At 44.4% G+C, this 25,140-nt stretch carries 21 protein-coding genes; 13 read left to right on the forward strand and 8 right to left on the reverse strand.

The genetic code is table 11. From position 1 onward, the window contains the following. Positions 1–209: 209 nt before the first annotated feature. On the reverse strand, positions 210–851 hold the full coding sequence (locus H1230_RS15405) for a thiamine diphosphokinase (RefSeq protein ID WP_239716763.1): 642 nt from the start codon (positions 849–851) through the stop codon (positions 210–212). Between the two features lie 167 nt (positions 852–1,018). Here H1230_RS15405 and H1230_RS15410 point away from each other — a divergent pair, with 167 nt between their 5' ends. Beyond that, complete coding sequence (locus H1230_RS15410) at positions 1,019–1,489, forward strand: low molecular weight protein-tyrosine-phosphatase (protein ID WP_239717356.1); 471 nt, start codon at positions 1,019–1,021, stop codon at positions 1,487–1,489. A 63-nt stretch (positions 1,490–1,552) separates the two neighbouring features. Here H1230_RS15410 and H1230_RS15415 read toward each other — a convergent pair whose 3' ends face one another. Beyond that, positions 1,553–2,284 carry an alpha/beta hydrolase gene (locus H1230_RS15415; RefSeq protein WP_239716765.1) on the reverse strand — a complete coding sequence of 244 codons (732 nt, stop codon included), beginning with the start codon at positions 2,282–2,284 and terminating at the stop codon, positions 1,553–1,555. 265 nt (positions 2,285–2,549) lie between these two features. On the opposite strand from H1230_RS15415, the gene pdhA reads away from it, so the two are divergent. From pdhA to H1230_RS15465, 10 genes are all read left to right on the forward strand, one after another. Next, positions 2,550–3,617: a pyruvate dehydrogenase (acetyl-transferring) E1 component subunit alpha gene (gene pdhA / locus H1230_RS15420; RefSeq protein ID WP_239716767.1), complete on the forward strand. Its 1,068-nt coding sequence runs from the start codon at positions 2,550–2,552 to the stop codon at positions 3,615–3,617. A gap of 15 nt (positions 3,618–3,632) precedes the next feature. After that, complete coding sequence (locus H1230_RS15425) at positions 3,633–4,610, forward strand: alpha-ketoacid dehydrogenase subunit beta (protein WP_154119747.1); 978 nt, start codon at positions 3,633–3,635, stop codon at positions 4,608–4,610. 52 nt (positions 4,611–4,662) lie between these two features. Next, on the forward strand, positions 4,663–5,991 hold the full coding sequence (locus H1230_RS15430) for a dihydrolipoamide acetyltransferase family protein (RefSeq protein ID WP_275591229.1): 1,329 nt from the start codon (positions 4,663–4,665) through the stop codon (positions 5,989–5,991). Positions 5,992–5,994: 3 nt separating this feature from the next. Beyond that, the gene (gene lpdA / locus H1230_RS15435; RefSeq protein ID WP_239716771.1) at positions 5,995–7,407 is read left to right on the forward strand and encodes a dihydrolipoyl dehydrogenase; all 1,413 of its coding nucleotides are present in this window, start codon (positions 5,995–5,997) and stop codon (positions 7,405–7,407) included. A 238-nt stretch (positions 7,408–7,645) separates the two neighbouring features. Further along, positions 7,646–8,620 carry a S66 family peptidase gene (locus H1230_RS15440; protein WP_239717358.1) on the forward strand — a complete coding sequence of 325 codons (975 nt, stop codon included), beginning with the start codon at positions 7,646–7,648 and terminating at the stop codon, positions 8,618–8,620. 155 nt (positions 8,621–8,775) lie between these two features. Beyond that, entirely contained in the window at positions 8,776–9,189 is a 414-nt protein-coding gene (locus H1230_RS15445; RefSeq protein WP_239716773.1) for a DUF4259 domain-containing protein, read from the forward strand. A gap of 13 nt (positions 9,190–9,202) precedes the next feature. Further along, complete coding sequence (locus H1230_RS15450; RefSeq protein ID WP_239716775.1) at positions 9,203–9,943, forward strand: class I SAM-dependent methyltransferase; 741 nt, start codon at positions 9,203–9,205, stop codon at positions 9,941–9,943. Between the two features lie 146 nt (positions 9,944–10,089). After that, complete coding sequence (thyA, locus tag H1230_RS15455; RefSeq protein ID WP_239716777.1) at positions 10,090–10,884, forward strand: thymidylate synthase; 795 nt, start codon at positions 10,090–10,092, stop codon at positions 10,882–10,884. Between the two features lie 62 nt (positions 10,885–10,946). Then, positions 10,947–11,462, forward strand: a complete 516-nt coding sequence (locus H1230_RS15460) for a dihydrofolate reductase (RefSeq protein WP_239716779.1) — start codon at positions 10,947–10,949, stop codon at positions 11,460–11,462. A gap of 200 nt (positions 11,463–11,662) precedes the next feature. Beyond that, a complete protein-coding gene (locus H1230_RS15465; RefSeq protein WP_239716781.1) occupies positions 11,663–13,150 on the forward strand; it encodes a glutamate synthase subunit beta in 1,488 nt (495 codons plus the stop codon). A 72-nt stretch (positions 13,151–13,222) separates the two neighbouring features. Here H1230_RS15465 and H1230_RS15470 read toward each other — a convergent pair whose 3' ends face one another. Both H1230_RS15470 and H1230_RS15475 read right to left on the reverse strand, forming a co-directional pair. Beyond that, entirely contained in the window at positions 13,223–15,331 is a 2,109-nt protein-coding gene (locus tag H1230_RS15470; RefSeq protein WP_239716783.1) for a methyl-accepting chemotaxis protein, read from the reverse strand. Next, positions 15,315–15,497: a hypothetical protein gene (locus H1230_RS15475; RefSeq protein ID WP_239716785.1), complete on the reverse strand. Its 183-nt coding sequence runs from the start codon at positions 15,495–15,497 to the stop codon at positions 15,315–15,317. The genes H1230_RS15470 and H1230_RS15475 overlap by 17 nt, the downstream gene beginning before the upstream one ends. A 509-nt stretch (positions 15,498–16,006) precedes the next feature. Here H1230_RS15475 and H1230_RS15480 point away from each other — a divergent pair. Further along, positions 16,007–17,713, forward strand: a complete 1,707-nt coding sequence (locus H1230_RS15480) for a proline--tRNA ligase (protein ID WP_239717360.1) — start codon at positions 16,007–16,009, stop codon at positions 17,711–17,713. Between the two features lie 105 nt (positions 17,714–17,818). Here the strand turns inward: H1230_RS15480 and H1230_RS15485 are convergent, their stop codons facing one another. After that, positions 17,819–19,819, reverse strand: coding sequence for a methyl-accepting chemotaxis protein (locus H1230_RS15485; protein ID WP_239716787.1), 2,001 nt, complete (start codon positions 19,817–19,819; stop codon positions 17,819–17,821). Between the two features lie 336 nt (positions 19,820–20,155). Between H1230_RS15485 and H1230_RS15490 the strand changes: the two genes are divergently transcribed. Next, on the forward strand, positions 20,156–22,414 hold the full coding sequence (locus tag H1230_RS15490; protein ID WP_239716789.1) for a type IA DNA topoisomerase: 2,259 nt from the start codon (positions 20,156–20,158) through the stop codon (positions 22,412–22,414). Positions 22,415–22,499: 85 nt separating this feature from the next. On the opposite strand, the gene H1230_RS15495 is transcribed toward H1230_RS15490, so the two are convergent. From H1230_RS15495 to H1230_RS15505, 3 genes are all read right to left on the reverse strand, one after another. Continuing rightward, a complete protein-coding gene (locus H1230_RS15495) occupies positions 22,500–23,258 on the reverse strand; it encodes a thioredoxin domain-containing protein (RefSeq protein WP_239716792.1) in 759 nt (252 codons plus the stop codon). A 97-nt stretch (positions 23,259–23,355) separates the two neighbouring features. Next, a complete protein-coding gene (locus H1230_RS15500) occupies positions 23,356–24,114 on the reverse strand; it encodes an HAD family hydrolase (RefSeq protein WP_239716794.1) in 759 nt (252 codons plus the stop codon). A gap of 43 nt (positions 24,115–24,157) precedes the next feature. Further along, positions 24,158–25,075: an ArsR/SmtB family transcription factor gene (locus H1230_RS15505; protein WP_239716796.1), complete on the reverse strand. Its 918-nt coding sequence runs from the start codon at positions 25,073–25,075 to the stop codon at positions 24,158–24,160. Positions 25,076–25,140 lie beyond the last annotated feature (65 nt).

The raw sequence follows: 25,140 nt of genomic DNA on the forward strand, positions 1-25,140 counted from the left end.
CTATGCCCTAAATATTGGTTAGTAGGCTCCAAATGCAGACTGAGCCTAGGTTGTAAGCGTTATATTAAAATTTCATTAAAAGTTACAAAAAATTAATATTTATATGATCGCCAACAAAATAAAACCGATAAATCCTTCAACAGCAAAGGATTACCGGTTTTTAGAATTTGAAACAAAGGTTACAACGATGTATCTAATTGAATATGTACTTAGTCTTTACTCTGAATAATAAGCAGCAATCCACTCTCAATGGTAACTGTACCTATTGGAGCTGCTAGCTTATTGCTTACCCCGAGCGATTGTCCAAGTTTCAGGGTGGCGTCTGTTAGTGGATATTGAAATCCTTGAAGTGTAATCCCCGTCACTTCTGGAGTTAAAGGCAGTAGCGAAACATAAGTATATCCCCGCTCTTCAACAAGGGCCTGTGAGCCAGTGAGTGTTACAAAGTTATGGGAGTCCATTACAGAGCAGCTAACCTGCCGCTGAAGTGCGCGTGTCATCATTTGAATGCTGGCTAGCGTATGGTCAATTCTTGTTCCTGTTACACCCAACATTAATATGGATTCAGGTTGGGTATTTAACGCCAGATCAAGCGCCATCTCACTATCTGTTAAATCTTTGTTTACTGCGTCGCAAGTAATGGTCTCTCTGCTTCCAGATTGAATCTTTTCAAACGTACCCGGCGGGATGGAGTCAAAATCACCAACTGAAATATCAGGTGTATATCCGTGGGTAATCAGGAACAGGGCTCCCCGATCCGCACCGATAATAAAATCTTCTTCATCTAATAGGGTCAAATACTCCGGAGACAGTTCTCCGCCTGCAAAAATAACGACTCGTTTGGACGGCATAACAATCCTCTCCTTTACTTAGATCTATAGTTTGTCATCCTGTCCAAGTATAATGCAGATCGAAAAGTTGTACAATTGACTTAGACAGCGCTAAAATGATTAGTGTAAGAAAGTTTTTGTAGAATATTGTAATCTTAATAGGGAAAAACGGCTTGGAGGTGAAAGAGATCGTAAGAGTGCTTTTTGTATGTCTCGGTAATATTTGCCGCTCGCCTATGGCTGAAGCTGTTCTGCGTCACAAAATTAGTGAACGCGATCTATCGCAGGAAATTGTTGTAGACTCAGCTGGGACTGGAGACTGGCATATTGGCAAAGTCCCACATGAGGGGACTCGGCATATTCTTGATCAAAAAGGAATCGGATATAAAGATATGACGGCCCGTCTGGTAATCAGTGACGACTTTCAAAAGTTTGATTATATTGTCTGCATGGACAGATCAAATGCGGATAATGTACGCAAGATCCCCGGCGGAGAGCAGGCCAAGCTGTTGTTCTTCATGGATCTGCTGCCAGAGGAAGAACTGCGGGAAGTACCGGACCCTTATTTCACAGGAAATTTCGAGCAAGTATACGATTTGATTAATGCTGGCTGTGACGTATTTTTGGAGAAAATAATCAGAGAGAACTTGAAAGCGTGATCACTGGGAATAACGTACATACTGTTCTTAAGATGTTCACTTTTTCCTTCTATCAATGAGTCTTTAAGTGTTTAAGAAATAGAGTAGTGATTCCGGAAGCTCATTTTGCCAGAATCCCCAGAGATGGCGTCCGTCCTTTTCCCGGTAGGAAACAGTCGCTCCGCGTGACTCAAGCAAAGCTTTAGTTTCGCGGTTCATTTCAACAAAATTGTAGATACCGGTATCGGTCTTGTAATCCGTTTCCTGTAATCCAACTACCATGTTGATGTTAAGCCAAGAGAGATCCTCTTCCTGAGCTAGCATTTCACGGGATTCAGGATAAAACGCACCGGAAAGGCTTAGGATACGATTGAAAATGGACGGATAAGCCAAGGCGAGGTGAAGCGAAACACTGCCTCCGAGCGAATCTCCGGCAAGGATGCGTTCAGCAGGGGTGCGGCGCACTGGATAATTGTGTTCAATGTAGGGAATAATCTCTTCGCCGAAGCAAGAGAGGTACTGCTTGAACCTGCTGCCAAAAGGAGCATATTCTTGCGTTCTAACTGCAACATCCACTTCAACACCTACAATAATAAAGGGTTCTACGTTTTCTTCGAGAATCAGGCGTCCTGCGAGTGTAGCAATACGGCCGAAGTTGAAGAACTCCTCACCGTCCTGGCAATAGACAACAGGATAACTAAGAACTTCGTTATAGCCAGGTGGAAGGTAAATACGCAGTTTTCGGTCCTCCTGGAGGTATTCGCTCCAGATGGTTTGCTTAACAATTGTACGTTTCAGAAAAACAGGTTCGCTCATAGTTGTTTCCTCAGCTTTCTTGTCGATTTTTGCAATAGTTCTAGCATTACGTTAAATTTATTCCAGCGCCAAGTGTGTCATATGTCATTTACTCGTCAAGAAAAATGTATTCTGTTATACAACATTCGCTCGTCTGTTATACATACAAAATATATGGAAACATAAATTTTATACGTATTCCTTTGACGAAATGGACAAAACAGGTGTATAATAATATTATAACAGAGGCAGCTGATATTCAAATATTTTTATTGAGGTGAAGATAATGAGCAAAGTTCCTTATGAAGTGTATACAGAGGATGTGGAGGCTCTTTCGGTGCTTTCCCCGGAAGGTGAAATTATCAATAAAGATAAAATGCCTGCACTTACTGACGATCAATTGAAAGAAATTATGTTCAGAATGGTGTTTACCCGTACTTGGGATGATCGCGCAGTTAATCTTGGTCGTCAAGGCCGTCTGGGTTTCTATGCACCGGTATCCGGTCAGGAAGCGACGATGGTTGGTAGTGAATTCGCCTTGGAGAAAGAAGATTTCGTATGCCCGGGTTACCGCGACATTCCGCAGCTCGTCTGGCACGGACTTCCATTATACCAGGCTTTCTTGTATTCTCGTGGCCACCAGCACGGTGGAGAAATTCCTGAAGGTGTAAATGTGCTGATGCCTCAGATTATCATTGGTGCGCAGATTTTGCACGCTACAGGGATCGCAATGGGCTACAAGCTGAAGAAACAGAAGAGCGTTGCAATTGCCTATACAGGTGATGGCGGTTCTTCCGAAGGCGATTTCTATGAAGGTATGAACTTTGCAGGACGCTTTAAACTGCCAGTTATCTTCTTTGTACAAAATAATGGTTATGCAATTACGACTCCGTTCGCCAAACAAACGGCTTCCAAATCGATCGCTCACAAAGCTATTGCAGCAGGTATTCCCGGCGTCAAAGTTGATGGTATGGATATCTTTGCAGTTATCAGTGCAGTACAAGACGCTGCTGTACGTGCTCGTAATGGCGAAGGCGCAACACTGATTGAAGCTGTGACTTACCGTTTCCGTCCACATTCCCTTTCTGACGATGCCAGTAAATATCGTTCTAAAGAAGAAGAAGGACAATGGAATGAGAAAGACCCAATCGCCCGTCTTGCCAAGTATTTGGAGAAGAAAGGCCTCTGGACCGATGAAGATACAGCACGTGTGAGAGAAGAAGCGAAAGCAACTGTGAATGAGCAGATTAAAAAAGCAGAGCAAACACCGAAAATGACCATTTCCGGTCTGATTGATACAATGTATGAAACAACTCCACAGTATCTGGAAGAGCAAAAAGCCGATTTTGAATAAGGGGGATAACAGGCAATGGCACAAATGAATATGAAAGAAGCGATCCGCGACGCAATGCGCGTTGAACTGAATCGTGACCCTAACGTTCTTATCTTCGGAGAGGATGTAGGTAATGTAGGTGGCGTATTCCGTGTAACGGAAGGGCTGCAGAAGGAGTTTGGCGAAGATCGTGTATTCGATACTCCGCTGGCTGAATCCGCAATCGGCGGTTTAGCAGTGGGTCTAGGCATACAAGGTTTCCGTCCGATTGCTGAGATTCAGTTCGTTGGTTTCATCTTTGAAGCGCTTGATCAGATCGTCATTCAGGCTGCGCGCTTGCGCTGGCGTTCAGGCGGTAAATATAATGCACCAATCGTATTCCGCACACCTTTTGGCGGCGGGGTTAAGGCAGCTGAGCTGCACACTGATTCCCTGGAAGGTCTGATCGCTCAAAGTCCAGGTATCAAAGTAGTCATTCCATCCAATCCTTATGATGCAAAAGGTCTGTTGATCGCGGCTATCCGTGACAATGACCCTGTATTCTTCATGGAGCATTTGAACTTGTATCATGCATTCCGTGCTGAAGTGCCAGAAGGCGAATATACCATTGAGCTTGGAAAAGCGAACATTGTTCGTGAAGGCACGGACGTCACCATTGTTACCTACGGCCTGATGGTACATACATCCACTAAAGCGGCCGAGCAGCTTGAAAAAGAAGGCATCAGTGTTGAGATCATCGATCTGCGCACGGTTAGTCCTATCGATATCGATACGATCATGACTTCTGTGAAGAAAACCAATCGTGTCATTGTTGTACAGGAAGCACAGAAGAGTGCAGGCGTAGCTGCTGAAGTTATCGCACAAATCAATGAAAAAGGCATACTCCATTTGGAAGCTCCAGTCCTTCGTATTGCAGGTCCTGATACTGTGTATCCGTTCGCGCAAATTGAAGATACCTGGCTCCCTAACCCTGCACGTATTATTGCAGGCGTGAAGAAAGTTATGGAATTTTAAATAATCTATCAGCATGAAGTGAATGCTTACAAAATTTTGGGAGGTTTTCGAGTTGGCAAAATTTGAGTACCGGTTCCCTGAACTAGGTGAAGGCCTGCATGAAGGCGAAATCATCAAAATGCATATCAAGGCCGGAGATAAAGTAACTGACGATGATATTGTTATGGAAGTTCAGAATGATAAAGCAGTAGTAGAAGTACCTTCTCCGGTAAACGGCACGGTGCTAGAAGTATTGACTAAGGATGGACAGGTTTGCCGTGTTGGCGACGTTGTGGCGATTATTGATGCTGAGGGCGATGTTCCTGAACAGGAAGCTCCGGCTGGAGACCACGGTTCCCAAGAGGCGGATGCCGCAAAAGGAAGCGCAGATACAACTTCTTCCCCTGCAGCAACTAGTCCAGCAGACGCTAAAGAAGGCGGAGCGGCAGTTTCAGCCGTACCAGCTCCTGACCGTGATGTTCTGGCAACACCAAGTGTCCGTAAATTTGCCCGCGATCAAAGTGTAGACATTTCGAAAGTGAATGGCAGCGGAAAAAATGGCAAAATCACTCACGAAGATGTTGAAGCCTTCTTGAGCGGTGGTTCGGCACCTGCAGCAGCAGTTACAGCAACTGAAGAAGCAGCTCCAAAAACAGAAACAAAAGCAGCAGCACCTGCACCAGCCGCTGGCAATGTTAGTCTTGAAGAAGAACGTGTGCCGTTCAAGGGCATTCGCAAAGCGATCGCTAATGCTATGGTTAAATCGGCTTACACTGCTCCACATGTTACCATCATGGATGAAGTAGACGTAACTGAACTGGTTGCCTTCCGTACCCGTATGAAGCCAGTTGCTGAGAAAAAAGGCGTTAAGGTAACCTACCTTCCGTTTATTGTCAAAGCACTCGTAGCAGCTTCCCGTCAATTCCCTGCACTTAATGCAATGATTGATGAAGAATCCAATGAAATTGTTTATAAGAAATATTACAACATCGGTATCGCTACCGATACAGATAACGGCTTGATCGTTCCAGTTATCAAGGATGCTGATCGTAAGAGCATCTGGATGATCGCCAGCAGTATCAGCGACCTGGCTTTGCGTGGACGTGATGGTAAGCTTGCATCGCATGAAATGAAAGGCAGCACGATCTCGATCAGCAACATCGGCTCTGCCGGCGGCATGTTCTTTACTCCAATCATTAATTTCCCAGAAGTGGCTATCCTCGGAACTGGCCGCATCACAGAGAAACCAGTTGTAAAGAATGGCGAAATCGTAGCGGCTCCTGTAATGGCCTTGTCCCTGAGCTTTGATCACCGAATTATTGATGGCGCAACAGCACAGAACTTCATGAATTACATCAAAATGCTGCTTGCTAATCCTGATATGCTAGTTATGGAGGTGTAACATATGGTAGTTGGAGATGCTTCACTCGATATTGATACTTTGATTATTGGTGCAGGTCCTGGTGGGTATGTGGCAGCTATTCGTGCCGCACAGCTCGGCCAGAAAGTTATAATCGTGGATAAATCGGAAGTGGGCGGCGTGTGCTTGAACCGCGGCTGTATTCCTTCCAAAGCGCTGATCTCTGCAGCACATCAATACGAATCTGCGCAGCATGGTGCAGTTTTCGGTGTTACGGCTGAGAACGTTAAGGTGGATTTCGCCAAAACTCAAGAGTTCAAGAATGGCGTTGTCAAAAGAATGACCAGCGGTGTATCTAGTCTCTTAAAAGGCAACAAAATTGAAGTGTTTAACGGTGAGTGCATGTTCATCAGCGACACGGAAGCACGTGTATTCAATGAACATGAATCTCCACGTTACCGTTTCAAGAACTGTATCATTGCGACCGGATCACGTCCGATCGAACTTAAGCCTTTCCCATTCGGTGGCCGTATTCTTTCCTCGACCGAAGCACTTGAACTTCCAGAAATTCCGAAGAGCATGATCGTTATCGGCGGTGGATACATCGGTGCTGAACTTGGCCAAATGTACTCTAAATTCGGCACTAAAGTAACGATTATTGAAGGTCTGGATACTGTTCTGCCAGGCTTCGATAAGGATATGACTCGTCTTGTTGCCAAGAACATGGCCAAGACTGGCATCGAAATCGTTACGAATGCCAAAGCTGAAAGTGCTGTACAGAATGACAAGGAAGTAACCGTGAAATACTCCGTTGGCGGCGAAGCCAAAGAAGTTACTGCGGAATACCTGCTCGTTACAGTCGGCCGTCGTCCGAACACGGATGGCGAACTAGGTCTAGATCTAATCGGTCTGGAACTTGACGAACGCGGATTGATTAAGGTTGACCATCAGGGTCGTACTAGCATTCCACATATCTATGCTATCGGGGACATTGTTCCTGGTCTGGCACTGGCTCATAAAGCTTCTTACGAAGGTAAAATCGCTGCTGAAGCGATCTCCGGACACAAATCTGTGGTTGACTACAAAGTCATCCCGGCTGTCGTGTTCACTGATCCTGAATGCTCTAGCGTAGGCTTGACTGAGAAGGAAGCGAAGGACAAAGGCTTTAAAGTGAAGAGTGGCAAGTTCCCGTTCGCTGGTAACGGCCGCGCAGTTTCTTTAAACGCTCCTGACGGCTTTATCAGACTTGTAGCTAACGAAGAGAACAATCTGGTTCTCGGCGCACAAATCGTGGGTATTGAAGCTTCCAACCTGATTGCTGAACTGGGTCTGGCGATTGAAATGGGCGCAACGCTTGAAGATATTGCTTTGACTATCCATGCCCATCCAACCCTTGGCGAAATTGTCATGGAAGCGGCTGAACTGGTAGAAGGCCATCCAATTCACGTAATGAAATAAATGCTTTTATAAGCTGTAGGAGGTTGTCCCAATGCCAGTAATGGCTAGGGGCAGCCTTTTTTGGTGACTTACTGAGAGTTGATTCCTAATATTGTGGTTGATATACTGTAAAGCAAGTTGTGTTGTAGAGATATATGGAACTTACATTCATATACTGGGAGCGATATGTTAGAAATATTGAAACATTCTATATCAGATGATGAAAGAATAAATGAATATGAGAAAAAGGATGTACATGATGCGAGCTGATAAATTACGGTTAGGTGATGAAATACGAATTATTTCGCCATCTAGAAGCTTAGCTTTAATATCGACCGAGCAAAGAGAACAGGCTAAAAGGCAACTTGAGAGCATTGGTTTTAGAATCTCATTTTCAAAAAATTCATTGGAAACTGATGAGTTTGCCTCTTCAACGATCGAATCGCGAATTGAGGATCTGCACGATGCTTTTTTGGACCCAAACGTCAAGGGCATATTAACTACCCTCGGCGGCTTTAATTGTAATCAGTTATTGAGGTACATAGATTATTCAATCATAGAATCTAACCCCAAAAGACTATGCGGATATTCTGATATTACAGCATTAAGTAATGCCATTTTTGCTAAAACTGGTCTTATCACCTATTCTGGCCCACATTTTTCTACTTTCGCAATGCTCCATGGTAATGAGTATACTGTTGAATATTTCCAGAAAATAATGCTAAGCAATGAAGAGATTATCCTTAAGGCTTCAGATCAATGGAGTGATTATGATTGGCATTTAGACCAGGAGAACCGTATATTCTCGAAGAATGAGGGGCCATACATCATTAATGCTGGACACGCGCAGGGAATTCTGATTGGTGGCAATCTATGTACATTAAATCTGCTGCAAGGAACTGAGTTTATGCCTAGCTTATTGAATTCAATACTTTTTCTAGAGGATGATTACGAGTCACTTCCCGCCACTTTTGACAGAGACTTGCAATCGCTTATTCATCTGCCTGAATTTGGAAATGTTAAAGGAATTGTGATTGGCAGATTTCAAAAAGCATCGCAAATGACCGAGAATTTATTGAGAAAAATAATAAAATCAAAAAGAGAATTACTACGAATTCCTATCATTGCGGATGTGGATTTTGGGCATACCTCACCACAGATAACCTTTCCAATTGGAGGGCGAGTATCTATAAATGCGAATGAAAAAGGAATAGAATTACTAATAGCGGAATAAGGGCTTTGGCGGAGACTAAGCATCTTTTATAGATAATCTGCAATACATAGATTATATTTACAATATGGAATATCGGCGTACAGAACAGAAGATGGAATTAGGCCAAACCACATAACATCAATAATATATAAATTAATGAAATGGAGTGTGCTGTTATGGGATCATGGGGTTATGGGATTTTTGAGAACGATGATGTATTGGATTGGAAAGCGGAATTACTGGAGACGAAGGGTTTGGATTTTATCGAGGTTACGCTTGATAATGTGATTAAAGCAGATTATATAGAAGCGGATTTATCATCAAATGGTCTGGGTGCAATCGAGATTGTCGCAGCCTTACAGGGGAAACCAGGTGTGGAAATTAGGAATAAGAACATATATGTGGAAGGCCTGGATGGATGGATTAAATTGTATGCAGGACAAGGTGAGGGCCTAGTCGAAGCCGCCAAAATAGCGGTTAAAAGAATTAAAACAGACTCAGAATTAAAGGAATTATGGGAAGATTCGGATGAATTTGCTGAGTGGCTAAAAGTGGTTAGAGAACTGGAAAGCCGACTATTGGCCATTTAGAGGAGGTCGAGCAATGACTTTTATGCCTCGAGAAAAAGCTCTGAGCTATGCCAAATATCGCTTACCTTACTCGGCAAATGCCTGTAAATACATCATTGATGCAGCAGATGTCAGTCAAGGAGTCGTTGCTGATATTGGGGCAGGCACTGGACTTTTGACACAGCATTTTGTAGGAATGGTTAGAAAGATTATTGCAATAGAACCTGAACTAGAGATGCGTAATCTGGCCATTGAATTGCTGGGGAAAAATGTGGGGATTGAGTGCATAGCTGGAACAGCGGAGAATACCACCCTTAATGCTCATTCGATTGATTTGATAGTGGCAGCGAATGCATATCATAGATTTCAACCGGAAGAGACAATTCATGAGTTTAAAAGAATTTTAAAGCCGAAGGGTATGCTAGCTGTAATCTCCTATTATGATAGCTCTAACTTTTTGCGGGATAATATGCTTATAACTGGGCTTGATGAATACCACAAACGGTTAAGTGAAACAAGGCACAAACAACCGGTTCAATACTTTTTCGGAGATTCTAAACCTGAGAGGTTTCTCTTTGAGCAAGAAATAAAGGAGTCATGGGAAGAGTATTGGGGAGCGAACAGTTCTGGTATGGAATCACCTGAAGAGGATGAGGAATGGTTCGAAGCTTTCCGTGATAAGCATCAAGAACGATTTGCTCTACTGGAAAATAACGGTCTGATAACGGTAAAATACGCTACCGAAGTATGGTTGGGTCAACCTAAGTATAATTGATTACATTCTCCACCTTATGAATCAGCAGTATGCTGCACAAATGCATGCTGCTGATTTTTTGCGGTTATGCTGTGAAGGTAAGGTTACAGAGTGTGCTAGGTCATGGTAAACTAATAAAAGAAAAAAGGATAGAGGAGCGTTGCCGTTTGCGTAAATATTTGGAGTTACTTCAGGATATATTGGATCATGGCAGTGCAAAAAGTGACCGGACAGGAACTGGTACTTACTCTGTCTTTGGTCGCCAGCTTCGGTTTGACCTGGCTGAGGGTTTTCCACTAATGACTACTAAACGTATTCATCTGAAATCAGTTGTGCATGAGTTGCTGTGGTTTCTGAAGGGCGAGACGAATACCGCTTATTTGAAGGCGAATGGTGTCTCCATCTGGGATGAGTGGGCGGATGAGAATGGTGAACTTGGACCGGTATATGGTTCACAGTGGCGGGCTTGGGAGAGTGCCGACGGTCGCCATATCGATCAGATCACGAATGTGATCGAAGCCATCAAGAACAACCCGGATTCGCGACGTCACATCGTCAGTGCCTGGAATGTTGGCGAGATTGACCAGATGAAGCTACCACCTTGCCATTTTGTATTTCAGTTTTATGTTGCAGATGGCAAACTTTCCTGTATGCTGACGATGCGTTCCGTGGACTCCTTTCTGGGGTTGCCTTTTAACATTGCTAGTTATGCACTGCTGACCCATATGGTCGCACAGCAGACAGGACTTGAGGTTGGTGAATTTATCTGGTCGGGTGGAGATGTGCACATTTATACCAATCATCTCGAACAGGTGGCAACTCAATTAACGAGAGAGCCTTATGAACTACCAAAGCTGGTTATAAGCAGAAAGCCGGATACTATTTTTGACTACAACTTCGATGACTTTGCATTTACAGATTACGTCTATCACCCGGCGATCAAAGCGCCAGTAGCGATATAGGAAGACAGGATTATCTCTTGTGAAATGTGTATTGATAAATTTCGGAGAGAGTGGGCAATGAGATGAGTATAAGCTTGATCTGGGCGATGGGCTCAAATGGTGTGATTGGTAAAGACAATGATATGCCTTGGCATTTGCCACGAGATTTTGCCTTCTTTAAAGCGGAGACATTGGGTAAAAGAATGCTAATGGGTCGCAAAACATGGGACTCCCTCGGTGGAAAGCCCCTTAAAGGCAGGACGAGCCTGGTGATGACGCGGGATACAAGCTTTGTTCCTGAGGGTGCAGTAGTTGTACGCACACTGCAGGAGGCTCTCAGCGAGGGGCAGAAGGCCGATGAACTGATGGTTATCGGTGGCGCAGAGATTTACAGGATGCTACTGCCTTATGCTGATAAGTTAATTGTGACTCAGATCGAGCAGGATTTTGCTGGAGATACGGTATTTCCTAATATTGACTGGAGTCAGTGGCAGGAGATTTCCAATAAGATGGGGATTCGTGACGATAAAAACCCGTATGATTACCGTTTTCTCGTGTATAATCGTACGGAAAAGAGAACTTCTGACACAACATGTTAAATAGTACAAAAAATCAGTAGATTAATCCATTACTGTGCAAAAGTGATGAATGCTAATATAATTAAAATTAGAAATGATAATGTATTCAAAAGTATAGAATGTACAGGTACTTAATTGCGCTGTTCACGACATGATTCTGCCGCATTATGTTACAATGTACTATACATCACATGAAGAGAACGGATGGGGGATACGTAAATATGTCTACACCTACTGGATTTATGGAGTATAAACGACAGCTCCCAGGTGATCGGGATCCTGAGCAGCGCGTTAAGGATTGGGAAGAGTTCCACCATCACTTATCCGAAGAAGAGCTTCGAACACAGGGAGCACGTTGTATGGATTGCGGAACCCCTTATTGCCATACTGGTATCGATATGGAAGGGGGCACCTCTGGTTGCCCTGTGCACAATCTGATACCGGAATGGAATAACCTGGTTTATCGCGGGTTGTGGAAGGAAGCACTAGAGCGTCTGCATAAGACGAATAATTTCCCCGAATTCACAGGCAGCATCTGTCCGGCACCTTGTGAAGGCTCATGTACGGTGGGACTGATCGGTCAGCCAGTTACGATCAAGACGATTGAATTGGCTATCATAGATAAAGGGTTCGAAGAAGGTTGGGTCGTACCTGTACCGCCAGAGAAACGTACTGGCAAGACTATTGCGATTGTGGGTTCAGGTCCTGCGGGATTGGCAGCTGCGGCGCAATTGAATAAGGCTGGACACACTGTGACTGTATATGAACGCAGTGATCGTCCAGGCGGATTATTGACTTACGGCATTCCGACCATGAAGCTGGATAAGAGAATTGTTCAGCGGCGTGTGGATCTGCTGGCTGCGGAAGGTGTTAACTTCGTAGTGAACACGGAAATCGGCAAAGATATACCTGCTCAGCAACTGGTAGATCAATTTGATGCTGTCGTGCTGTGTGGTGGAGCAACGAAGGCGCGCCGCTTCAACGTAGAGGGCAGTGAGCTTAAAGGCGTAATGTATGCGATGGATTATTTGAACGGTACGATTAAGAGCTATCTCGCTTCCAATCTTCAGGATGGCAATTATGCCTCTGCTGAAGGCAAAGATGTTATTGTTCTCGGTGGCGGAGATACGGGTTCTGACTGTGTGGCTACGGCGCTTCGTCATGGTTGCAGCAGCATCACACAGTTTGGTACACATGATAAAGCACCCCTTGAGCGTGATCCTATTGCCAATCCGTGGCCGCAATTCCCTAATGTATACACACTTGATTATGCACAACAAGAAGCCAAAGCTCTTTTTGGCGACGACCCACGTGAATTCTCTATCATGACTACCAAATTTGTCGGTGATGATGAGGGCAATTTGAAGGAGCTGCACACCGTGCAAATCCGTCGTATAGTGGATGAGACAGGTCGCAAGATCTATCAGCCGATCCCTGGCACAGAAGCTGTGTACCCAGCCCAGTTGGCGTTGATCGCAATTGGTTTCGATGGACCGGAACAGGAAATTGTTCAGGAACTGAAACTGGATACAAATCGTCGTACGAACGTGAAGGCGCGTTATGGCAAATTCAACACTAACGTAGACAAGGTATTTGCAGCTGGTGATATGCGCCGTGGGCAAAGCTTAGTAGTCTGGGCAATCAATGAAGGACGCGAAGCTGCTCGTGAAGTGGACAAATTCCTGATGGGTTCGACTGTACTCATTTAGGTGTAGCTATAAGTATAACAAAAGAATCCGTTGTAACAGCTGCTGCTGGTGCGACGGATTCTTTTGTTTTTTTTAGATCTTGAACTTGGATAGTTTATCAAGCAGTTCTTGCACCATATGAGACAGTGATTCCGATGAGGAAGAAATCTCTTCCATGGTGGCCAACTGTTCTTCTGCGGCGGCGGCGACACTACTTGAGTTCTCCATTGCATCACTAGCAATAACGGTTAGCCGTTCAACGGATGTTGAGACCTGTTGAGAGCTAGATGACATCTGCTCTGAAGCCGAGGATACTTCTTGAATTTGATCATTTACACGTTCAATTTCAGCCATTATGGACTGAAACAGCTGTCCACTTTCTACTACGATATTCACACCCTTGTTCATTTCTTCCGTTCCGACGCTCATATTAAGGATGGCATTGCCTGTTCCATCCTTAATTTCACTAATGAGTTCGGCAATTTGAGTGGCTGCCTGTTTCGTCTGATCTGCCAACTTCCGTACCTCGTCTGCAACTACTCCGAAACCTCTGCCATGTTCTCCGACCCGCGCTGCCTCAATGGCTGCATTGAGTGCCAGCAGGTTTGTTTGTTGGCTGATGGTTGTAATTAAGCCAACGATTCCGCCGATTTCTTCCGACTTCGTTCCAAGCATACGAAGAGCTTGTTCAGAATGGTCGGCAGCTTGCTTCATCGAGCCCATTTGCGAAATAGCTTCCTTAATTTTTACACTTCCTGTTCTTGTCTGACCCGAAGCGACATTTGCTGAAGCTGATGCGGTCAGCGATGATTCAGCAATCCGCTTAATGCCCAATGTCATCTCCATGATTTCCTTAACCGTATCACCGGAATGACGATATTGCGTTTCTGCACCCTGTGCAACCTCTTGAATGGCTTCAGCGATCGACTCAGAGGCTTTGCCAGTCTGCTCAGAACTGGAGGTAAGCTGCTGTGAAGTTGCCCCAACGGTCAATGCCAATTCATTTATGGAATGGAACATGGATTTCAATTTAGTGGTCATTTCGTTGAAATGGCCTGCCAATTGGCTGAACTCATCTCTCCCTTTGACCTTCAAGGTCTGTGTTAAGTCACCATCTGCCATCAGCTTCATCTTCTCACCGAATTGTGTAAGTGGCCGTACTACCCACAGGCGAATTACAAGTGTAATTAACGCACTTAGCAGCAATAACGCTCCAAGGGTGATCAGCAATGAGATCAAGCGGCTATTATTATATGTTTGATTGATAAACTTTTCGGGGATGACAGTTTCGACGTACCAATGATCTCCGTTTGCATCTACATCGAATGGTTTGATGGAGCGCATTACATGTTCACCGCCTGGGTCCTGTGTGTAAGCGATGCTTCGGTTTCCTGTTTGAAGATCAGCCCAAAGTGCGGTTTTTTCAGGAGTGTCAGCATAAGGTTTGGCTAACAAATCTGGATTAGCAGCATTAGCAGCATAGCTTCCATCTTGAGCAATAAGTGTTACATAACCGGCTTCCATCTTGAAGGCTTCTGCCTGTGTCTGCAAATCAGCTAATGGGAGCGCGGTGGCTATAATCCCTAGGAAATTCCCGTCCTTGTCCAAGATTGGAAATGTGACTGATGAGATTAGATAGGGTGTATCTGCAGTTCCATAGTTGGTCGGTTTAAGTACATTGAACTTTTTGGTTTCTTTAGGTTTTAGATAGTAATCTGCTAAACCTGGCGTACTCAGATCACCAACTGCTTTGATAGAAAACTGATCTTTATCCAAGTTAACTAATGCAACGAATCTTCCTGTGGCATCAGTGTAGGCATTGCTTTTTGCCAAAGCCTTATCGTTTCCGTCAAATGCGTTAGGTTCCCAAGCCATAATTAGTCCAGAGAGGTTAGTGTTTACCTTTAATGTACTCTGTAGTAAACCAACGACTTCATCACGAGATAATGATTGTTTTGCTTGGACTTCCTGAAGTGTAGTTGAAAGTGTTTGCAAGGTACCTCTCAAATTGACTAGTTTGGTCTGGAGGCTTTCGGAATAATCATCACCAGCTGACCAGGATTCCAACTCACTGTTCTTGACACTAACTGACCGCAATTGCTTTAAATTAAACAAGATGATAGAAGTGAATGTAATAATTAGCAACAGAACGACCATGGATACCAGTTTAGCGGATAGGGAAAGACTAGTTCGTTTTTTCATTGAGATCTACCTCCGATAGGTTATGTAGTGTGTTCTCACCTTTAACAGAGAAGCAGCCAGCAAGTAGGCCAAGCAGGGTTGGCAGCATAAAGGAGATTATCATCATTGGTTTGTGTGGTAGTCGAAAGGATACGTTGTAGGCAGTAGGTTTTTTATGATAGTTCATTGAAAGGTTCCCCCTAGTTGGAAATTAATATCTTTTCTTTCTATTTCATCATAGTAAAGTAGAGATATGAAGAAATTATATACAGAAGGAGCGTTAAATCTGTAAAATGCATGCAAATACATTTAATATTAATCTGGAAATCGTTATGTTCAGATTCCGACTTGACGTAACTAGGTGAATCATATAGATTTAATACAATATTTATATTCTAAAAGCATTGACTAAGGATTTACCGTTCAGGAATCGTCAGGAACAGAGAGGGGACTCACCGGCTGAAAGGTCCCTCAGGAGCGAGTGAAAGGTACCCTGCCTTGGAAGCTGTAGCGAGAGAGAGTATAACCGCTACCGGTATCGGCCGTTATTCGATTGAGGACTGCTAATAAACAATATTGGTGGTTGAATTAGGGTGGTATCACGACACATTCGTCCCTGACGAATGTGTCTTTTTGTGTTTTTAGGAATATGGAAGGTTTCGTTGAAGGTCATGAACATACGGGAGGTCGCTAATGATGCGCCAAAGTAAACTGTTGTTAAACACACTGCGTGAAGCTCCAGCGGAGGCAGAGACGATAAACCACCAGTTGCTGCTGCGAGCAGGGTATATCCGTCAGTTGGCTGCAGGAATTTATACATACCTGCCGCTCGGACGGCGTGTTCTGCGGAAGATTGAAAGCCTTGTACGAGAGGAAATGGACAGGGTAGGGGCTCAGGAGATCCTCATGTCCTCTTTGCAGCCTGCTGAGCTGTGGAAAGAGTCAGAGAGATATGATGTATATGGCAAGGAGTTGATGAGCCTTCAGGACCGGCATGATCGGGAATTTATACTGGGGCCTACCCATGAAGAAGTAGTAACTTCTTTAGTGCGGAATGAGATAAGCTCGTATCGAAAGCTGCCGGTTACTCTGTACCAAATTCAAACCAAGTTCCGCGATGAGCGGCGTCCACGTTCAGGGCTGCTGCGGGGCAGAGAGTTTTTGATGAAGGACGCCTATTCGTTCGATACGTCATGGGAATATCTTGATGAATCTTATTGGACAATGTTCAATGCCTATCGGCGAATATTCAGCCGTTGTGGCTTGGAGTTTCGGTCCGTCCATGCGGACTCTGGTGCTATAGGGGGTGAAGGGGGAAGCCATGAGTTTATGGCTCTTGCTGATATAGGAGAGGATACGATTGTTGCCTGTACCTCATGTGACTATGCGGCTAATTTGGAGCAGGCGGAGGCATTGGCCGATAGCATACGGGAGCCTAATCTTGAACTGCTGCCAGTCACTAAATTTCATACTCCAGACTTGCGTACTATTGATCAACTGAAGCAGGAATTACAGATTCAACCGGAGCAAGTGATCAAAACGTTAATTTATCAGGGTGGCGGGAAAATCTTTGCTGTTCTGGTTAGAGGTGATCATGAGGTTAATGAGCTCAAGGTGGGGAAATATCTTGGGATTGCTGATATTAGCTTGGCCGATTATGAATCAGTGAAGCAGGTGTCAAGGGTAGAGAGTGGATTTGTTGGACCTGTGGGACTTGCGCTTACCCTATTGGTTGATGCTGCAGTTGCTGCTATGCCACACGGTATCGCTGGAGCAGGAGAGAAAGACTATCATATCCGCAATGTTGTACCTGGACGCGATTTTGAGCTTACGCATATAGGAGATTTTCGTAATGTAACTGAGGGTGAAGCCTGTCCACACTGTGGAGAAGGCCAGCTTAAATTCAATCTGGGTATTGAGATTGGGCATGTATTTAAACTAGGTACCAAATACAGTGAGAAGCTCGGAGCAACTTATCTGGATACTTCAGGCAAGAGCCAGCCGATGATCATGGGTTGTTATGGAATCGGCATCTCACGCCTACTGGCTGCGGTTGTCGAGCAGAACCATGATGATCTGGGGATCATTTGGCCGGCGGCACTAGCACCCTATCAGGTGCACATTTTGTTAATGTCCGCTAAGGACGCTGTTCAAGTGGAACTCGCGGAAGCTTTGTATAAGCAGCTTAATGAATTGGGGGTTGAGACTCTGCTTGATGACAGGGATGAACGTCCAGGCGTTAAATTTAAAGACTCCAGTTTGATCGGTATCCCATTAACGGTCATTGTAGGCAAGGACGCTGGTGAAGGCCGGGTTGAATATATAGAACGGAGGACAAACAAAAAGGGGAATTTCGAACTTGCAGAAGCTGTTTCGCAGATTGAGAAATATATTAATAACTAGTGGATCCATATAGCATAAAAAGAAGCTTTATCAACAGTTACTTTGCTGTTGATAAAGCTCTTTTTTATTGCTTGAATAGAAATCATTATTAAAAAGTGAAGTCTATTATTCCAGATTAAAGCGTTCAATCTTGTGCTGTAGGTCTCCTGCTAATTGAGATAGCTCTGTTGAAGATGTAGAGATCTCTTCCATAGAGGCTAATTGCTGTTCGGTCGCCGCAGTAACACTTTGGAAGGAATCGTATGTGGCTTGTGAGATACTTGATATTTCTATTACCGAAGCAGCGATTTCTTCAGCACCAGCTGACATTTGTTCTGTAACAGCAGAGATGTCATGGATCTGACCATTGATTTTGGTAGTTGAATGCTCAATTCTAATGAAAGCTTCTTTAGCTTCGTCAGTCACTTTGATACCTAGTGCCACATCTGCAGAAACCCCGTTATGGATAGCATCATAGCTCTGATTAATTAGCTCAGTCATCTCCTCAATCGTATCTTGGATGTTGCCGGCAGTCGTCTTTGATTGATCGGCGAGCTTCCGCACCTCACTTGCGACAACAGCGAATCCCCTGCCATGCTCTCCGGCACGAGCGGCTTCAATTCCTGCATTTAGGGATAATAGGTTGGTCTGCACTGCTATATTAGAGATAGACGTACTCATTTGAGATACTTTGGAATTCAATGCGTTTAATTGTCCAATCAGCTCCGAGGAGTGAAGAGTGGATTTTTGAATGGCTCCCATCTGCTGACTAACTAGCTCTACCTTCTGGCTACCGGATTGCACATCCTGTTCGGTCGAACCTGAGGATTCGACGATCAGAGCTGCAGCTTCCGCAATTTTTTGAATTCCAGTGGACATTTCCTCCATTGCCCGCGATGTTTCGACCATTGCCGCCGTTTGGGTTTCAGCTCCATTTGAAGAATCTTGAACGAGCTCGGTAACGTAAACAACTGCACTTGAATTTTCTTCGGTTATCGAAGATAACTCCTGGCTTGAGGAGGCGAGTAAACTGGAGGTGTTTGAGATGTCTACAACGATTTCTCGGAGCGAATTCACCATGAGATTATAGTTCTCAGCTAGCTGTCCGATTTCATCGGTGCGGTTAATTTGTATGTGTTCATTCAGGAAGCCCTCGCTGACGCGGCGAGCGGAACGATTTAAGCTAATAATGGGTTTGGTAATGCCACGGATGTAGAAGAACATCAGAATCAGGGCCAATGCAAGTGAAATACCTAGTACAATTAATCCATTAAACAAAATTGGAGCAGAGGCATCGGAGAATTCTTGTACAGAGAGGATTCCCACAATAGTAAATCCGGAAATAGCATCGGCGCTGTAATACCCACGCATACTTTTGCCTGTATCGGGATCAGTAAAGGAAACAGGACCGTTTGTGCCTGTGCCGAGTGCGGAAATCACATTTTCAGGCACATCAACACCAGCTTTTTTAGTAGGGTGAGAAACGTAATCGTGGTTTCGGTCTACAATAAATATATATCCGTCTTTACCTAATTTGATATTATTGATCATTACTGCCAGTTTACTGAGATTCAAACTGGTATTCATCGCACCTTTGTTATCTGCTAATCTTTTGGAGATATACAAGTTGTAATTTCCTGTAGTGGTTGCTATGAAGGGTTCGATTAGTGTGTCTTCTTTAGTACTGCTGATGGAGGAAATATACCAATCTCTTTTACGTGGATCATAGTCTTGTTTACCTGGATCGGGTGACTTCATCCAAGCTCCATTTTCATTTCCTAAGCTAATTACTTCAAGCTCTGGATGCTCTTTCATGAATAAGTCAATAAGTTGCCTAGTCGCAGGATTTTTGGCGTCTATGTCCCCTGATGTTATTTGCTGGGTAAGCTGTTGTACATTTCGAGCTGCCGAAGAAACTGTCTGATCAATGGTTATTCGCAATAACTCGACACTGGAACGAGTTGAATCCTGCATTTTCAGCTCTAGTTGCTTTTTGGAACTAGAATAGGAGAAGTAACTTACTAGGACGACTGGAATGATGAGCATGATCGAGAAGATGATCATCATTTGTTTCTGCAGTGATCGGGATGCTAGAGCTTGAGTTAAGCGTTTGAATTTGTTATTCATTGTTGGAATCCCCCTAGGATAGATGATAGATATACTTAATTTTAGTAATTCTCCCTGACTTCATTAATCGGATGGTATTCATTAACTTGTTAGTTTAATTTGCTTATTTCAAATGTTAAACTATAAAAATGAAAAAAATATATATAATAACCGCAATAAATATATAAGAGATATTCTTTGTCTTTTCAGGACAAACGTTTACTTAAGAAGTAACAAAATTAGAAATTGAGCTGGCCTCTATTGAGGATTACATTAGAAAAAGTAGAGGTTGATGGTATACTAGACTACTGGACGTATTTTGGACTTTAAGAACGAAAAGGTAAGGAGCGAATTTTTTTGAAGACACTCATTATTGCGGAAAAGCCGGATATGGGGCGGAATATCGCCGCCGCAATAGAACCGCAGGCCAAGAACTACCGTTCCTATCTCGAAGGGGAGCAATACATTATCACCTGGGCTATTGGACATCTGATCGGTTTGGCTGAGCCAGAAGCTTATGATGTTAAATACAAGAAGTGGAATATTAATGATCTGCCAATCATTCCCGAGACGTTCAAGCTGGTGCCTAATGCAAGGACAATAGACCAGCTTAAGGTCATCGGTGAGCTAGCCAAACGCAGTGATCTGCTGGTGAATTCTTGTGATGCGGGGAGAGAAGGGCAACATATCTTTTCACTCATTCAAAGGCATTTGCAGCTGGTCCAGCCCGTAAAGCGGCTGTGGATTTCCGATTTAACGCCGGAGACGATCCGCAAGGGGTTTCAGGAGCTGAAGGATGGAGCAGAGTACGAGAATCTCACGAAGGCTGCCAAAGCGCGTAGCGAAGCAGACTGGTTGATCGGAATGAATGGCTCACGTGCATTCACAACGAAGCATAATGTGCTGTTGTCGGTGGGTAGAGTGCAGACTCCGGTGCTTGCTCTGATCTATGACCGTCAGAAGATCATTGAGGCATTTTCATCACTGAAGTTTTTTGAAGTGGAGGGTCAGTTCACACAGAGTGATATTACCTATAAAGGTATGTGGCAGGGAGATCGGTTAACGGATGGAGCGAAAGCGGAGGCTGTGGCTGCCAAGGTTAAAGGCAAATCGGGTCGGATTGATTCCTATGAGGTCAAAGAGACTAAAGAATATCCGAACAAGCTCTATGATTTGACGCTGCTGCAGCGGGAGGCGAATGGCAAGTACGCTTTTTCCGCCAAAAAAACGCTTGATATCGCGCAGGCGCTCTATGAGAAGCATAAGGCCATCTCGTACCCGCGGACGAACTCCAACTATGTGACGGAAGCTAATATTCCGGAAATGCACAAAACACTTTCGGCGCTGCAGGGAACGGCCTATGACGAATGGGTGAAAGGCGCGAACCGGAATCTGGTCCATAAAGGCAATAAGTTCATCTGCAACCCTACGAAGGTTGAGGATCACCATGCTATCATGCCTACGAACCGTAAACCTTCAGGTTTAAGTGCAGATGAGCAAAAGTTGTACGATTTAATCGTGCGCCGCTTTCTGTCGCAGTTCTATCCAGCCGCAGAATATAAGGTGCATACCGTTATTACCAATGTAGAGGATGAGAAGTTCAAAACTACGGTGAAAGAATTGTTGAGCCTTGGCTGGAAAGTTATCTATGCCGACCAGAAGAAGGACAAAGTGAAGCCTGCTAAAGGGAAGTCGAAGGATGACGAAGAGGAAGAGGAAATAGAGGTCAACGAACCATTTTCCATCGCTCCGACTGCAGAAATCTTTTGTAGTGATGCTGTGGTCAAAGAGAAGGATACCCAACCTCCCAAACATTTTAACGAAGGCACCTTGCTAAAAGCGATGGAAAGTGCGGGCAAGCAGATTGAGGATGAAGAGCTACGGGATGCCATGAAGGATTCCGGTCTCGGCACACCAGCCACTCGTGCAGCTACGATTGAACGGCTCAAGAATGTCGGTTACATCGAAATGCAGGGCAAAAAGATCGCACTCACTCAAAAAGGCCGGATGGTTATTGAACTTATTCGTGGGGCTGGTATTGAGCTCCTGACCTCACCGGAAATGACCGGACAATGGGAACGCCGTTTGAATGAAATTTCTAGAGGAACTGCCTCAGATGGACAATTTATGGAGAATGTCAAAAGATTCGCCTCGATGATTGTAGACAAAGTCCGAGTGCAATCCCGCGCAGCCAAAACCTCCTTTGAGGGAGAAACACCCTCCACGAAACCCGTTGCTAAAGGTGGTAGCAGTACTGCCACACCGCGTAAAGCGGCCGATAAATCGGTAACGCCGCGAAAACGTAAAGTGGACGTGGAAGTTGGTACGACTGCGCCAGACCAAGGACCAACCATCATCGGCACTTGTCCACGCCCTGGCTGTGGCGGGATGATCTTTATGGGGCGCAAGGGTTACGGCTGCTCGCATTATAAAGAAGGTTGCAAGTTTGTAATTTGGAAAGAGAATCACGGGCGAATGCTTAGTGATACACAGGTTAAAGCGATAATTGAAAAAGGTCGTACGGGGAAACTTAAGCTCACTGGTGAAGATGGATCGCCATTTGAAGGCAAGCTTGTGCTGAATAATAGGGATACGGGTCAACTGATAGTTGAGTAATTATAAACAAGCGTAGTGACACAAAAAAGCAAGTCTCCAGTGTAGTGGAGACTTGCTTTTTACATGTGGGTTCATCACAAAAAAATTAATTTGCCGCCGCAGCCAGTTGGGCATCAATTGCCGCAGTCAGTCCCTCATAGGAGGAGTCCGGCAGTAGAACACCATTGACCATAAATTTAGGCGTGCCGTTGACGCCATAGGAACCAGCGATTTTGAAATCTTCTTTAACATCGTACATGTAAGTTTGGTTCTTGAGGTCTGTCTTGAATTGGTTATAATCAATGCCGTCAATATTATCTTTAACGAATTTTAGAATGAACTTCTGCGTTGCCCAAATTTTGCCCTCATCGCCCTGATTGGCGTACAGCTTGTGAACATACTCCCAGAACTTCTCATTGCTTTGTTTGTAAATGGCTTCACCCGCACTTGCGGCAAGATAGGAATCCCGATCAATAAAAGCGAAGTTCATGAAGAAGAACTCAACCTTACCGGTATCCACATAATCCTTAATGAAGGTATCCAGATATTGTGCGGTCCATTTTTTGCAGGCAGGACATTTGAAATCTGCGAATTCAATAATTTTCACCTTGGCCTCAGTGTTGCCCAGATGCGGTTGCTTCTCATATTTTAGCCCATCCACAACAATAGTGCCCTTTACATCCGTGTAGTTAGGTAAACTGTCCAGATCGGAAGAATCGCTGTCTTTGGTGGTAGTGAAGAAGACAAATGCTGCAATCAGGATAACTACAACGACTGCTGAAAGCATGAGTATTGAGTTCTTGTTGTTCGAAACTCCCTTGGAATTCCCATTCCAGTTCCCATTCTTATTTGCTTTCTTATTCATTTGCATTCCTCCTGCGCCATATGAAAACTACTCAAGTAGTATAAACATACTGGCGGCAGAAAGCCTATGTCATTTGTAACACTAAGTCTTGAAAACTTTATCCGTGATTTTTATTCTGCTGTTGAATGGCTGTACGTATAACAGGTGGAACTTCGTTGATGGAAGAAATGGTCAAAATAGCTTGCTGCATTTCGCGCTGTAGCTCAATCAGATTGTACAGCCATTCATTTTGCTGCTTTAAATATATGCTATTGATGCCAGCAGTCACCGCAGGCAGGATGTCCGTGCGTAAGGAGTTCCCGATCATCCAGGTCCGCTTACGGTCGAAACTGCGGGAGGATAGTATGCTTTCAAGCGATTCCACATTTTTATGCTTGCGGATATAGATACGGTCATCAAAATAAACGTCAAGCTTCATCTGCTCAATCTTGCGCTGCTGGATGGTATCGTCTCCACCGGTATATAAATACAAGTCATGACCGTCTTGTTTCAGAGTATCTAGTGTTTCGACCATGCCTGGATAGGCTTCAATTTCCTGATCGTAGACGCTAAGACCAAGCTTCATTAGTTGCTGTTCCTGAAAAGATTCTGTCGGACGTCCATATTTAGCGCAGAAATAACGGTAGGTGGCAATCAGGGATTTGGGGAAATTGTCGCTGGCCAGTCCACTTGCGCTGACCGTTTCAACATCAATTTCGGTCTGTTTGCTTCTGATCTCACTGGTGGTGGGTTCAAAATCCTGAAACCAGTCGGTCATCATTTCTAAATATTGCCCCAGAATGAGATCGAAATATTTGTTGCAATGGACTAAGGTGTCGTCCAGATCAAAGATTACTTGTTGTGTTAAATATTTCATGTGGCTCACTCCTCCAATCTATATCTCTAACGTTATTTAGTTATTATAAACGAATATAGGACTCTAAGAACATCTGGAGCTCTGAGGCTCCGTCTGGACGGATACTAAAGCGTTCGTTATATTCTCCCCGCACGTGGATGCGCAGTAGGCCGGCCACCCGCAGGATCATAAGGTGGTGCATCAGCATTTCCCTGGACTGGTTCAGATCGGACTGCATTTCCGATAGTGTTTTGGGTTCATGGGCGACATAACGCAGCAGCCGGAGTCGTGTCGGGTCTGATAGTGCTTTGGTCATACGCAGCAGCATAGTAGGGGGCTCATCCTCGTTATCCAAAGGTACATCTACAGGGTACTGAACCATCACTAATGTTTTGTAGAAGCAATAAGTATTGATCGGACGATTATGTACCGTGGGCAGCAGTACAATCGTCTGCAGATCCGGAATTTCTTCATAAATAACACCATTTGAGGCGTACTCGATTAGGGCCTCGGGGTCCATCTTGCTCTCAAGCATTTTTTTCTCAGAAGCATCAGCAATCAACAGCGGCAGAATCTTGTTCTCCACATGGCGGAAATATTGATCATGCCATAATCGCAGGAGTGGAATATAGCTGGATTTAATTCGGTTGCATTCTTCAAGTGTGAAGTTGGGAAGAAACGGCAAAGTCTGCTGATAGCAGTCTTCTAATGAGGCCGCATCTAATTCGTCTAGGAATTGCAGCACCTTTATAGCTGGACCCCGACTGTAAGTCCAAGCGTAAAGCACATCATAATCGTCAAAAGGCCACTCGGAAGCCTGCAGCAGTTCCGTTACTTTCTGAGGAGGAATTCGACTTTCCAGATCGCGTATCCAGTCTGGACCGAGATCCAGGTTCGACATCCATTTCTTGGTTACATATAACATGAAACTGTCCAGCAGTTCGTAGACCGGTGATACATCAATTTTTAATTCATAGTTCATGTAAGCTTGCACCCCCTGGGAAATCCGTCACTTCTATATATTATCTCTTGTTTTGAAGAAGGTTG

It is taken from the genome of Paenibacillus sp. 19GGS1-52 (assembly GCF_022369515.1).
In the GTDB taxonomy this organism is placed as follows: Bacteria; Bacillota; Bacilli; order Paenibacillales; family Paenibacillaceae; genus Paenibacillus_AQ.

Coding starts and splice junctions, on each gene's coding strand:
- H1230_RS15425 (WP_154119747.1), top strand. CDS start 3,633: ATGGCACAAATGAATATGAAAGAAGCGATCCGCGACGCAATGCGCGTT.
- H1230_RS15440 (WP_239717358.1), top strand. CDS start 7,646: ATGCGAGCTGATAAATTACGGTTAGGTGATGAAATACGAATTATTTCG.
- H1230_RS15505 (WP_239716796.1), bottom strand. CDS start 25,075: ATGAACTATGAATTAAAAATTGATGTATCACCGGTCTACGAACTGCTG.
- H1230_RS15470 (WP_239716783.1), bottom strand. CDS start 15,331: ATGAAAAAACGAACTAGTCTTTCCCTATCCGCTAAACTGGTATCCATG.
- H1230_RS15445 (WP_239716773.1), top strand. CDS start 8,776: ATGGGATCATGGGGTTATGGGATTTTTGAGAACGATGATGTATTGGAT.
- H1230_RS15465 (WP_239716781.1), top strand. CDS start 11,663: ATGTCTACACCTACTGGATTTATGGAGTATAAACGACAGCTCCCAGGT.
- pdhA (WP_239716767.1), top strand. CDS start 2,550: ATGAGCAAAGTTCCTTATGAAGTGTATACAGAGGATGTGGAGGCTCTT.
- H1230_RS15415 (WP_239716765.1), bottom strand. CDS start 2,284: ATGAGCGAACCTGTTTTTCTGAAACGTACAATTGTTAAGCAAACCATC.
- H1230_RS15485 (WP_239716787.1), bottom strand. CDS start 19,819: ATGAATAACAAATTCAAACGCTTAACTCAAGCTCTAGCATCCCGATCA.
- H1230_RS15405 (WP_239716763.1), bottom strand. CDS start 851: ATGCCGTCCAAACGAGTCGTTATTTTTGCAGGCGGAGAACTGTCTCCG.
- lpdA (WP_239716771.1), top strand. CDS start 5,995: ATGGTAGTTGGAGATGCTTCACTCGATATTGATACTTTGATTATTGGT.
- H1230_RS15500 (WP_239716794.1), bottom strand. CDS start 24,114: ATGAAATATTTAACACAACAAGTAATCTTTGATCTGGACGACACCTTA.
- H1230_RS15480 (WP_239717360.1), top strand. CDS start 16,007: ATGCGCCAAAGTAAACTGTTGTTAAACACACTGCGTGAAGCTCCAGCG.
- H1230_RS15495 (WP_239716792.1), bottom strand. CDS start 23,258: ATGAATAAGAAAGCAAATAAGAATGGGAACTGGAATGGGAATTCCAAG.
- H1230_RS15460 (WP_239716779.1), top strand. CDS start 10,947: ATGAGTATAAGCTTGATCTGGGCGATGGGCTCAAATGGTGTGATTGGT.
- H1230_RS15450 (WP_239716775.1), top strand. CDS start 9,203: ATGACTTTTATGCCTCGAGAAAAAGCTCTGAGCTATGCCAAATATCGC.
- H1230_RS15475 (WP_239716785.1), bottom strand. CDS start 15,497: ATGAACTATCATAAAAAACCTACTGCCTACAACGTATCCTTTCGACTA.